The organism is Bacteroidota bacterium, assembly GCA_016183775.1.
Lineage (GTDB): Bacteria > Bacteroidota > Bacteroidia > JABDFU01 > JABDFU01 > JABDFU01.
Genome location: JACPDY010000024.1, coordinates 18,384 through 29,659, shown reverse-complemented (window position 1 = coordinate 29,659; position 11,276 = coordinate 18,384). Strand labels below are relative to the sequence as shown.

11 protein-coding genes are annotated in these 11,276 nt (G+C 40.0%); 8 read left to right on the top strand and 3 right to left on the bottom strand.

The window, feature by feature from the left end; translation table 11 throughout:
• Positions 1 to 101 precede the first annotated feature (101 nt).
• On the top strand, positions 102 to 1,304 hold the full coding sequence (locus tag HYU69_03800; protein ID MBI2269463.1) for a phosphoribosylformylglycinamidine cyclo-ligase: 1,203 nt from the start codon (positions 102 to 104) through the stop codon (positions 1,302 to 1,304).
• Positions 1,305 to 1,428: 124 nt separating this feature from the next.
• Here the strand turns inward: HYU69_03800 and HYU69_03795 are convergent, their stop codons facing one another.
• From HYU69_03795 to HYU69_03785, 3 genes are all read right to left on the bottom strand, one after another.
• Complete coding sequence (locus HYU69_03795; protein MBI2269462.1) at positions 1,429 to 2,235, bottom strand: hypothetical protein; 807 nt, start codon at positions 2,233 to 2,235, stop codon at positions 1,429 to 1,431.
• Between the two features lie 153 nt (positions 2,236 to 2,388).
• Entirely contained in the window at positions 2,389 to 3,390 is a 1,002-nt protein-coding gene (locus HYU69_03790; GenBank protein ID MBI2269461.1) for a CoA transferase, read from the bottom strand.
• Positions 3,391 to 3,393: 3 nt separating this feature from the next.
• A complete protein-coding gene (locus tag HYU69_03785) occupies positions 3,394 to 5,139 on the bottom strand; it encodes a M23 family metallopeptidase (GenBank protein ID MBI2269460.1) in 1,746 nt (581 codons plus the stop codon).
• 246 nt (positions 5,140 to 5,385) lie between these two features.
• Here HYU69_03785 and HYU69_03780 point away from each other — a divergent pair, with 246 nt between their 5' ends.
• The 7 genes from HYU69_03780 (at position 5,386) to HYU69_03750 (ending at position 11,265) form a co-directional block, all read left to right on the top strand.
• The gene (locus HYU69_03780; GenBank protein MBI2269459.1) at positions 5,386 to 5,676 is read left to right on the top strand and encodes a hypothetical protein; all 291 of its coding nucleotides are present in this window, start codon (positions 5,386 to 5,388) and stop codon (positions 5,674 to 5,676) included.
• Positions 5,677 to 5,704: 28 nt separating this feature from the next.
• The gene (locus HYU69_03775) at positions 5,705 to 6,001 is read left to right on the top strand and encodes a cell division protein ZapA (GenBank protein MBI2269458.1); all 297 of its coding nucleotides are present in this window, start codon (positions 5,705 to 5,707) and stop codon (positions 5,999 to 6,001) included.
• Positions 6,002 to 6,090: 89 nt separating this feature from the next.
• Positions 6,091 to 7,647, top strand: coding sequence for a ribonuclease Y (gene rny, locus HYU69_03770; GenBank protein MBI2269457.1), 1,557 nt, complete (start codon positions 6,091 to 6,093; stop codon positions 7,645 to 7,647).
• A 79-nt stretch (positions 7,648 to 7,726) separates the two neighbouring features.
• Positions 7,727 to 8,623, top strand: coding sequence for an ABC transporter permease (locus tag HYU69_03765; protein MBI2269456.1), 897 nt, complete (start codon positions 7,727 to 7,729; stop codon positions 8,621 to 8,623).
• Positions 8,592 to 9,845: an ABC transporter ATP-binding protein gene (locus HYU69_03760; GenBank protein ID MBI2269455.1), complete on the top strand. Its 1,254-nt coding sequence runs from the start codon at positions 8,592 to 8,594 to the stop codon at positions 9,843 to 9,845. Before HYU69_03765 ends, HYU69_03760 begins: the two co-directional genes overlap by 32 nt.
• 1 nt (position 9,846) lies before the next feature.
• Complete coding sequence (locus HYU69_03755) at positions 9,847 to 10,527, top strand: methyltransferase domain-containing protein (GenBank protein ID MBI2269454.1); 681 nt, start codon at positions 9,847 to 9,849, stop codon at positions 10,525 to 10,527.
• Positions 10,528 to 10,545: 18 nt separating this feature from the next.
• On the top strand, positions 10,546 to 11,265 hold the full coding sequence (locus tag HYU69_03750) for a methyltransferase domain-containing protein (GenBank protein ID MBI2269453.1): 720 nt from the start codon (positions 10,546 to 10,548) through the stop codon (positions 11,263 to 11,265).
• Positions 11,266 to 11,276 lie beyond the last annotated feature (11 nt).

Sequence of the window (11,276 nt, the reverse complement as noted above, 5' to 3'; positions counted from 1 at the left end):
CAAACATTAATTGGACTAATTAATATTTATAATTAGTATAACAACGAACAAGCTGTAACAGTTTCCCCCAAATCCTTAACTTAGCGGCTCATATATAACCTATGTTTGGTCAATCCCGTTACGATCTGCGTGGTGTATCGGCATCGAAAGATGATGTGCACAATGCCATTGCAAAAATTGATAAAGGACTATTCCCAAAAGCCTTTTGTAAAATTGTTCCCGATCTTTTGTCGGGCGATAAAGATTATTGCATTATAATGCATGCCGATGGGGCAGGGACGAAGTCCTCACTGGCCTATGTTTACTGGAAAGATACAGGTGACATGAGTGTTTGGCGTGGAATAGCTCAGGATGCAATTATAATGAATACCGATGATCTGCTTTGCGTGGGTGCTACCGACAATATTTTATTATCCTCAACTATCGGCAGGAACAAAAATTTAATTCCCGGAGAAGTTATATCCGCTATAATCAACGGTACGGAAGAAATATTAAAAGAGTTGCGTGATCACGGAATAGGAATCCATTCAACAGGCGGTGAAACCGCTGATGTAGGCGACCTGGTACGTACCCTTATTGTTGACTCCACAGTAGTGTGTCGTATGAAGCGCAGAGATGTTATTGATAACGGCCGTATAAAAGCCGGCGATGTAATCGTTGGCCTGGCTTCATCCGGACAAGCCGTTTATGAAAAGGAATACAACGGAGGAATGGGAAGTAATGGATTGACCTCTGCCCGCCATGATGTGTTCGAAAAAGGAATTGCGAAAAAATACTCTGAAAGCTTTGATAATAGTATTCCACTTGATCTGGTTTATTCAGGAAAAATAAAATTAACAGATAAGATAGAAGTCGGAAACTGGAAGTCGGAAGGCAGAAGTCAGAATATTAGTGTAACTGCAGGAAGATTGGTTCTTTCTCCAACGAGAACATACGCGCCAATCATTAAGAAGATATTGGACAAATATCGCTCTCAAATTAACGGTATGGTGCATTGCAGCGGAGGTGCACAAACCAAAGTGCTGCATTTTGTTGATAATGTACATGTAATAAAAGATAATTTATTTCCCCTGCCGCCCTTGTTCAAACTTATACAGGGACAAAGCAAAACCGACTGGAAAGAAATGTACAAAGTGTTTAATATGGGCCATCGTATGGAGTTGTACGTTCCCGCAGTCATTGCCGATGATATTATCGCTATTTCAAGATCATTCAATGTGGAAGCACAGATCATAGGCCGCGTTGAAGCAGCTTCGGCTAAAAAACTTACCATACGATCGGAGTTTGGAGAGTTTGTGTATTGATCTGTTTATAAAGTAAAACAGACTCGCAAATTATTTATTCCAAAAGGTGTGAACCAGATAATAGTAATGGAATTTGAGCCAAGCTATGCCTAGCGGATAAATACAGATACCACATGGGTATGATTTAGAACTTAGATCTTGTTCTCTTCCTGTACATGACTTTATAATTTACGTTTACTACAGCAAACATAAAAGCGTCAGCGTGGTTAGAGTGTCCACGCTCCTGGCCTGCCAGGCTTTGTGAAGGAATGTTTCCCAATTGCGGGTCAGCCAGATAAGCGGCAGCTGTTCCCTTAGCTTGTAATATTTTGTTGTTATCATAATACACTCCGCTTACGTCATCAAGATAATCACTTAGTGTATAGTGAAGACCAATTTCCAAACCTATGCTCCATTTGTTATCCAAACCATATTTGCCCCCGGCTCCGAACGGAAAAGACATAGTGAAGGGCGCATATTTTTTGGGTCCGCCAAAGCCGATGCCGGCAAAAAGGTATCCTTGCAGATCTAATCTTCTTGCCCCTCTTGCGTTTTTAATTCTGTATAAACTACCTTGCTTTTCCTTGTTAACGAAGAATTCAACCTGGGTAGATAACTCGATTACCGGTGAACGGAAATTTATATTTCTGTTACGGCGGATAGGCTCTTGTGTCAGGTTATCACTTCCGTATAACATGGCAAATGATAATGCTCCCTTAAACGCGATATACCTGGAATTTTTATAGCGTAAGCCGCCGGTTAGAGAAGGTCTTGTGGCAGACCATTCCCAGTCTTTAACAAAATGAGTACCTATCTGGTTAGCACCGCCAAGATCGCCAAGAAAGTTTGTCATTCCGACCCCTCCGATCCATTCGTATTTATACCTATTGCGTCTTTGGGCAAAAATAACGGTAGGTATAATAATTAATAGTACGAGAAGTGTTTTCCTCATATCGTATTGATAAACATTTATTTATAAGGTCGAACAAAAATATTAAAATTATCTCAAAAACCTACAAAAAACTCTGTTTTAAGATAAATTTTTATTCAACGTGGCCTGTTTACAGCTATTTTGAACGCTATGGTTTTCAATCCTATGGTTTTATTACCCTTTTTTATTACTAATTTTTTGGCTAAGGAGTTTGAAAAAACATCCTTTAAATTTTTTATTTCTGCTATTGGTACCGGTTTGGCCGTGAGTATACTTAAAATCGGAAAATTCCTTTTTCAGTATTTTTAATAAAATACGCCTGTTTTTTATGCGCATTGAATTCGTGCTGAATCTTTTATCCTTTAATATATAGCCCGCATTTAATGCAATACAAAGCGTTGAAAACTGTTTATCGGAACCTATCGCTAAAACGAGCTGTTTGTTGTCTTTGCAGGTGACTATTTCGCCATATGGAGCAATATTGGGATGCAGGGTTCCCATTGGCTTTGGAATATGCTTAGCCAGCAGCCAGTTGGTGCCCTGGTTAGCCAGTGAAGCAATGGCTGATTCATACAATGATGTTCCAACATAAGCGCCCTTTCCTGTATGCGATCGGTTCAATAGGGCTATCAGAATGGCTTCTTTGAGCTGATGAGCAGCTAAGATGTCAATTAACGCAACGGGTAGTTTAACCGGGCCACTTGTTGAAGTTCCATTCATAGATAAAAAGCCGCTCTCTGCCTGAAGGACAAGATCGAATGCCACACGTTTGTCTTTGGAGCCGAAGCCCGATATATGCGCATAGATGATCTCCGGATTTATTTTTTTGATGGACGCATGATCCATGCCGAATTTTTTGGCGTCACCACTCTTGTAATTGGTTATTACTACGTCAGCGCTTCTGAGTAACTGGATCACTTTTTTTTTATCTTTTGGAGAAGACAGGTCAAGCAGGAGTGATCTTTTACCCCAGTTAACCGAGGCGTAATAAGCCGATGTGGCTGCCTTTGTTGATTCCTCCGGTAATTTCCACGATCGTGTTATATCGCCATTGGTCAGCTTGTTCTCTATTTTCATAACATTAGCTCCGAGTTCGGCAAAAAACATTCCTACAGACGGACCCGCTAAAACATTCGCCAGCTCAACTACTTTCAGATTTTTAAATATTTTTTGCATGATCTATTTTGAAAGTGTAACACTATATGTCTGCGTGTTTCCAACACCATCGCTCACCGTTAATTTAAACAAATGTGTTCGGCTTTTTGTGTCAAAAGGTGAATATTGTTTTGTTGTGTCAATAGCATAAGTGAGACTGTTTTTTTTATGTTCGTATTCCATCAATATCCAATTGCCGTCAATATAGGCTTCGAAATGTTTAATACCGGAAAAATTGTCGTTCACTTTTACTTCAATATTTTTTTGTTTAGTGATGTTTTTACCCTGGCTGATATTGAGAGGCTTAATTGATGGCGGAATAGTATCTGATACCACAACATAGTCGCCAAACTCTTTTACCCGGGCAGTAACAGAACCGTTTTGCCATTCTCCTCCCGCAAATTCCTTTTTACCTTTCTTGTTTATCCGTGCAAGCGTAAGGAGCTTTTTTAATGAGTCGTTAACCGGTTGAGGGACAATAGAAATTGAAAAAAAATCATGCACAGGTACATCGGCGGTGTGAATGTGATATATATCTGAATAACAACCGGGGATATTGGCTTTCGTACTGTGGTATTTGAAATTTACATCATCGTATAGGATATTTGCCGGCAGATCGATCCGGAAACCTTCCGTAGCAAATTTATTGGCTTCCCTGCAATGTAACACTGCAGCAGGATTGCTGTTGTCCGAAACTTTTACGGGTAAACTTTTATTTCGCTTCGACCTGACGTAAAACTCAACATAGGAGATATTTCCAAATATATCTTTTACAATATATTTTACCTGATACAGGCTGTCTGAGTTGAAGAATAATATCCCCTTATTCACAACATCTTTATATATACCAAGCTTATTGTTGGGATCTACACAACTTCGTTGGATGAAGTTGCCGGAGTTCCGGTTGTCGGGATAATCGATCAGCGAATTTATGCAGCGGGTTTCCTCAAAGCCGATCACATTCATTTCGTGATAATACAAGCGCTTCTTGTTTAACTGTAATTCCGCTGAATATATTCCATTCTTGCCTCCTCTGACTGATTCAGTATCATAGCCTTCAAAGCCAAAGTATATATTGCCGCTGACAATGGTTGTATCCGCAAGAGCAAGCTTATAACCACTTTTAGTTGCTTTTACCGGATGTGAAATGGCTTTGTTCTTTCCATTTATCAGAGCGTTTTCATCCGCAGGGTAGATCTTGATTTTCAGCAGATGAGGTTTGACATTATCTTTTACAGGTAAGCCGAACAAAAGGGGGTTAATGGTCTTCTCCGTCTTTTCATCGCGTATTTCAAAGTGAAGGTGAGGGCCGCCGGAGTGGCCTGTGTTACCTGAAAAGGCAATTATGTCGCCCTGTTTAACCTCAAACTCGCCGGCTTTGGGCAGAAGTTCTACCTCAAAACTTTTTTGTGAGTATTGTTGTTGTTTGACGAAAGCGGCTATTGTATCACTAAAAGATCTCAGGTGAGCGTAAACTGAAACATAGCCATTTGGGTGGGTAATATATATGACTTTGCCATATCCATGCGTGGATACTTTTATTCTTGAAACGTATCCGTCAGCCACGGAGCGTATGGGCATTCCTTCCCGGTTTCCGGTTTTAATATCAAGTCCCCCGTGAAAATGGTTGGGGCGCAGCTCGGCAAAATTACCGGCCAGTACTATAACTGAGTCAATCGGCGATCTGAAATAATTCTTTGGAAATTGGTCCTGACCCAACCCGAATTGGCTGAACAGACCAGTAATAAGAGCAGGTATTATTTTGAACATAAAAGTTAAAGTTACCATGGAAATACCATCAATGATCCGGCCATAAAGTGAAAATTTCAACAACGGGGGGCTGATAAGTAGTAAGCATTAAAAAAAATATTACATTTGAATCAAGGGTAAAACCAAGAGCAAGTTCTGAGCCCTGATTTCCTGGCAAGTTGTAAGGGATTAAATCAAACAAACATATCTCCTGCAGAGAGTAAAAAGGAGAGTAAATAACTGGTTAACAGCACTTAGTATAAACTCATGAAGGATTTAACTTTAATATCGGACAGCCTTCATTCTAAAATTGAAAAATTAGTACATTTGCATAGCAAACTTAAGGAAGACAATAAAAAAATACTTGCTGAAAAGCAGCTATTAGTTAAAAAAATAAGTGAGCGTGAGGAAGCTTTAAAGAAACTTGAGGAAGATTCGATAAAAGTGAAACTTGCGTTAACTTTAAATAAAAGTACCGAACAAACAACTGATATAAAGTTGAAAATTAATGAGCTGGTGCGGGAAATTGATAAATGCATAGCTCTTTTGAACCAGTAGATTACACGCCAAAGGCGTGTATAGTGTAATGAAAGAAACAACCATATCAATATCAATTGCGGGCAATTCTTACCCGGTAAAGGTAAAATCCGAAGATGAGCAGGTTATTGTTAAAGCTGCCCGGTTGATCAATGATAAAATAAAAGCATTAAAGGAAACATACGTGGTAAGTGATAAACGCGATCTGCTCGCCATGTGTGCACTTCAGCTGGCAACGCAGAATATCCAGATGGAAAACAAAACCGACTCCGATAATGTTCATCTGGCCCACCGCTTGGTTGAAATGGAAAGCTTCATTACCGACTACCTCAAAAAGAGCAATTAGGCAGTAGTATCTGCATTTTTTTCCCTCATAAGCGACCTTAATCTGTTATTGATCGGGTTATCAGTATTAATAATACAAATAAACAAATTATGAATCCGGATATAACAACCATCATTATAATAGCTGGCACAGGAGTTGTGGCGCTCGGCCTGGGAATATTGATCGCGGCAACGATACTCAGAAAGAACATAGCCAAAAAAGGCAACCTGCTACTCAAAGAGGCCGAAGTAAAGGCCGAGGCGCTTAAAAACGAAAAAATATTACAGGCGAAAGAGAAATTTTTGCAGTTAAAGACCGATCATGAAAAGATCATCAGTGAGAAAAACCAGGCAATAGTTGCTGCGGAGAACAGGACTAAGCAAAAGGAGTCCACTATTTCCAATAAACTGGAAGAGCTGCAGCGCAAGCAGAGTGAAACAGACAATATCAAACAAAACCTCACGCAGCAGTTGGAGATATTAAACAGGAAACAATCCGAGGTGGATAAAGCGCATAAGAGAGCAGTTGAGCAACTGGAGGCATTATCTGGTCTGTCTGCCGACGAAGCGAAAGGGCAATTAGTAGAATCACTGAAGGCTGAGGCCAAAACCGAAGCGATGTCGTATGTGAAGGATATTATGGATGAGGCAAAAATGACAGCTAATAAAGAGGCTAAGAAGATCATCATCCAAACCATTCAGCGTGTTTCAACCGAACATGCCATTGAAAATTCGGTATCCATATTCAATATTGAAAGTGACGAAATGAAAGGCCGTATCATTGGCCGTGAAGGCCGTAACATACGTGCACTTGAAGCCGCTACCGGTATTGAGATTATTGTTGATGATACACCGGAGGCTATCATTCTTTCCGGGTTTGATCCGGTTCGCCGTGAAATAGCCCGCCTGGCATTGCACCAGCTTGTTACAGATGGTCGTATTCACCCTGCGCGTATTGAAGAAATCGTGGAGAAAGTGAAAAAGCAAATTGATGAAGAAATTATAGAAACGGGTAAACGCACCTGTATCGATCTTGGTATTCACGGGCTGCATCCTGAGTTGATCCGTATGGTGGGTCGTATGAAATACCGTTCATCTTATGGGCAAAACCTGCTGCAGCATTCACGTGAAGTGGCTAACCTTTGTGCGATAATGGCTGCGGAGCTTGGTATTAATCCTAAAGTAGCCAAACGTGCCGGCCTCTTACACGATATAGGCAAAGTGCCTGATGATGAACCGGAATTGCCGCATGCTATTCTTGGTATGAAGCTGGCCGAAAAATATAAGGAGAAACCCGAAGTTTGTAACGCCATTGGCGCACACCATGATGAGGTGGAAATGACGTCTTTGATTTCTCCGATAGTGCAGGTGTGTGATGCCATATCAGGTGCTCGTCCCGGCGCACGCAGGGAAGTTGTTGAGCAATACATCAAACGTTTAAAAGATCTTGAATCATTGGCATTATCATATCCAGGTGTTGAAAAATCTTATGCAATACAAGCCGGTCGTGAGTTACGTGTTATAGTTGGCAGTGAAAAAGTTACCGATAAGGACGCGGAATTATTATCCTTTAACATTGCACAGAAAATTCAGACTGAAATGACTTATCCCGGACAGGTTAAAGTGACTGTTATAAGGGAAACACGTGCGGTGAATATTGCAAAATAGTATTGTCAATAGTCAATGGAAAATAGTCATTAGGTTGCACCCGAATGACCAATAGCCAATGATAAATGACCAATGACCGATGACCAAACACAGAATAGTAATAGAAGCAAATTCGAAAAATGCCAATTATTGGAAAGACCTCTGGAACTACAGGGGTCTTTTCTACTTTTTATCCTGGCGGGATGTGCTGGTAAGATATAAGCAAACTGTTATTGGCGTGTTGTGGAGTGTATTGAGGCCGCTTATTACTATCGTTATTTTCACTGTTGTTTTTAATAAACTTGGCAATTTTTCTGCCGATGGCGGAGTGCCTTATGCGATAATGGTTTGCGCGGGTATGCTGCCCTGGCAATTTTTCTCGAATGCATTCAGTGAATCTGCTAATTCTCTCATAAGTAATTCTAATCTTTTAACGAAAGTATATTTTCCCAGGTTAATTGTTCCTGCAAGTTCTGTCATAGTAAGTATTATTGATTTCTTTATTTCTTTTATCATTCTTATCGGGCTTTTTGTTTTTTATCAGTATTCCCCAGGCTGGAAGATCATTTTTCTGCCAGTCTTTCTTCTCTTAGCAACTGTTACCGCTATGGGTTCGGGATTGTTTATCTCAGCGTTAAATGTGAAGTACCGCGATTTTCGTTACATAATTCCATTCATTGTGCAGTTCGGCTTATATGTATCACCTGTTGGGTTCAGCAGCAGCATGGTTTATGGGAGTGAAAAAATACCAATGGCTGTAAAATATATTTATTCGATGAATCCGATGGTTGGAGTTATTGACGGATTTCGCTGGGCAATACTTGGCGGACAAGTGAATTTATTTATGCCCAGTTTTATTATTTCAGTTTTTGTCAGTTTGTTTTTACTTTTTTACGGAATATATTATTTCCGTAAAACAGAACGTGGTTTTGCCGACATTATATTGGTTTTGCCGACATTATATAATGGCTCAGGTAATAAAAGTCGAACATCTTAGCAAGAGTTACGTATTGCGACAGCAAAAAAAAACCAGCTATACGACTTTGCGCGATACCCTGGCCGGCAAAGCGCGGTCAGTTTTCACAAACCCATCTGCCTTGATCTCAGGCAGCACAAGCGAAAATTTCCTGGCGCTTGATGATGTCAGTTTTGAGGTAAATAAAGGTGATAGAGTCGGCATTATTGGCCGTAATGGCGCGGGTAAATCAACATTGCTTAAAATACTAAGTCGTATAGTTGAGCCCACAAAAGGCAGGATCACTATTGACGGGCGTGTAGCCAGCTTACTTGAAGTTGGTACAGGGTTCCATCCTGAACTGACGGGCCGCGAGAATGTTTTTTTGAATGGTTCTATTCTCGGGATGAGTAAGGCTGAGATCAAAAGTAAGTTCGATGAGATCGTGGCATTTGCTGAAATAGAAAAGTTTTTAGATACTCCTGTCAAACGCTACTCATCGGGTATGTATGTACGGCTTGCATTTGCTGTCGCGGCACACCTCGAACCTGAAATATTGATCGTGGATGAGGTGTTGGCTGTTGGGGATGCTGCTTTTCAAAAAAAATGTTTGGGAAAAATGCAGGATGTGTCCGGGCAAGGCCGGACAATATTATTTGTGAGCCATAATATGGAGGCGGTACAAAAGCTATGTACAAAAGGAATTCTATTGGAAAAAGGGCGATTAATACAGGATGGACCGATCGATGCTGTAGTAAAAAAATACCTGGAGGTCTTTGCTGTCGGGGATTCCATGTTTAAAATTTCTTTACCTGATGATCATGAACAGCAGCAGGGCTATGCTCATCTTATGCACATTGAAGATCTTAAAGGAAATCCGCTTGCCGAAATACCCATCGGGCAGCCCTGGCAAATAAGGATATACTTCAGGCTGAACAGAACGGTTCCGCAGTTTGTGATCGCGCTTGGCCTTACAACACTTTTCGATATGCCTCTCAGAACTACATGGACACCACCCGAGGATCTCAATGAAGGTGATTATGAAGTTGTTTTTAAATGCGATGACATCCTTTTTACAGCCGGACAGTATAAGTTAATTGTGGGATTGTCGTCCGATAGAAATCCTTTTCAATATGTGGAAGGAGCGGGGTATCTGACTATTTCGGATGTGAGTACGCTTCATAATGACAAGCAAATTGTAAATACCAATAGCGGACTTATTATTAATCAGATGAACACAGTAATCACACGCATAAGCAAATAAAATGTTTTTCCCCGACCGGATAAAAAATATAAAACCAACTGACCGTGTACTTGAAATTGGTCCCGGAGCTGATCCTCATCTGCGTTCAGATGTTTTTCTCGAGATCAAGCTGAGTAACCCGAAAGAATATATGGAACAGTTTGGCCACGACAGAAAATTGAGTACGGATAAGCCGGTTGTTTTTTATGACGGGAAAATATTTCCATTTAAAGATGGCGAATTCGATTATATTATTTGTTCTCATGTGCTTGAACATGTTGAAGATGTGAAAGGTTTTCTTTCAGAACTATTTCGTGTTGGAAAAGGTGGCTATATGGAGTACCCGCTTGTTTACTATGAGTACCTTTATAATTTTGATGTGCATTTGAATTTTTTGAAGTTTGATGGCAAGTCTCTTCGTTTCATGAAAAAGGGAAAATCACATCTTAATGAATTCAAGCCTGTTCAGGATTTTTTTTATGAATCCCTTAAAGGCGGGCATGTAGCTGTGTTAAATGAACTGATCGGCCTTTTTATGGAAGGGTTTGAATGGAAAGGTAAGTTTAATGTTGAGGAGGTTAATGATGTTTCGAAAGTTTGTCATACCAATAGTGAAGTACCTAAGGCTAAAGTGGATTATTCACATACACCTTCCGCAGTTGAGTTAACGAAGCAATTGATAAAAAAAGTTATAAAAAGATAAAACAAGTCTGCGTTATAAATGAGATTTCCATTTCAAAATAAAAATAAAGTAGGTCTTAGTAATGCAATTACCAGGGAAAAATGGCTTGAAAAGACACTAAAGGCATTGCCTCCGGGTAAAAAGATACTGGATGCAGGAGCGGGAGAGCTTCAGTTCAAAAAATTCTGCTCCCATCTCGATTATGTAAGCCAGGACTTTGGGAAATATGAATCAACAATAAGCAATGTAGGACTTAAGCCTGAAAATTGGGACAATTCAAAATTGGATATAGTTTGCGATATAATTAATATTCCTGTCGAGAATGATTCGTTTGACATTATTATGTGTACAGAAGTATTCGAGCATCTGCCCGCTCCTATATTGGCGATAAAAGAATTTACACGCATACTGAAACCAGGTGGAACACTTATAATTACGGCTCCTTTTTGCAGTTTAACTCATTTCGCGCCTTATTTTTTTTACACGGGGTTTAGTAAATATTTTTATGAAAAACACCTCGTTGATCATGGTTTTCAGATAACGGAAATGACCCCAAATGGAAATTATTTTGAATATGTAGCGCAGGAATTGCGAAGGATTCCGGATGTGGCGTTAAAATACACTGATCGCAAACTTGGCTTTTTTGAAAGAAGAAGAATTAATAAGCTGCTTCCATTACTTGAAAAACTGAGTAATGCTGATAGTTCATCAAGTGAATTACTGCATTTTGATTTTCAGGTTGTGGCTGTGAAAAATTAAACTGAATCAGA

Bases quoted from the DNA above. Each gene is read 5' to 3' on its own strand.
- HYU69_03800 (MBI2269463.1), top strand. From the start codon at position 102: ATGTTTGGTCAATCCCGTTACGATCTGCGTGGTGTATCGGCATCGAAA.
- HYU69_03795 (MBI2269462.1), bottom strand. From the start codon at position 2,235: ATGAGGAAAACACTTCTCGTACTATTAATTATTATACCTACCGTTATT.
- HYU69_03790 (MBI2269461.1), bottom strand. From the start codon at position 3,390: ATGCAAAAAATATTTAAAAATCTGAAAGTAGTTGAGCTGGCGAATGTT.
- HYU69_03785 (MBI2269460.1), bottom strand. From the start codon at position 5,139: ATGTTCAAAATAATACCTGCTCTTATTACTGGTCTGTTCAGCCAATTC.
- HYU69_03780 (MBI2269459.1), top strand. From the start codon at position 5,386: ATGAAGGATTTAACTTTAATATCGGACAGCCTTCATTCTAAAATTGAA.
- HYU69_03775 (MBI2269458.1), top strand. From the start codon at position 5,705: ATGAAAGAAACAACCATATCAATATCAATTGCGGGCAATTCTTACCCG.
- rny (MBI2269457.1), top strand. From the start codon at position 6,091: ATGAATCCGGATATAACAACCATCATTATAATAGCTGGCACAGGAGTT.
- HYU69_03765 (MBI2269456.1), top strand. From the start codon at position 7,727: ATGACCAAACACAGAATAGTAATAGAAGCAAATTCGAAAAATGCCAAT.
- HYU69_03760 (MBI2269455.1), top strand. From the start codon at position 8,592: ATGGCTCAGGTAATAAAAGTCGAACATCTTAGCAAGAGTTACGTATTG.
- HYU69_03755 (MBI2269454.1), top strand. From the start codon at position 9,847: ATGTTTTTCCCCGACCGGATAAAAAATATAAAACCAACTGACCGTGTA.
- HYU69_03750 (MBI2269453.1), top strand. From the start codon at position 10,546: ATGAGATTTCCATTTCAAAATAAAAATAAAGTAGGTCTTAGTAATGCA.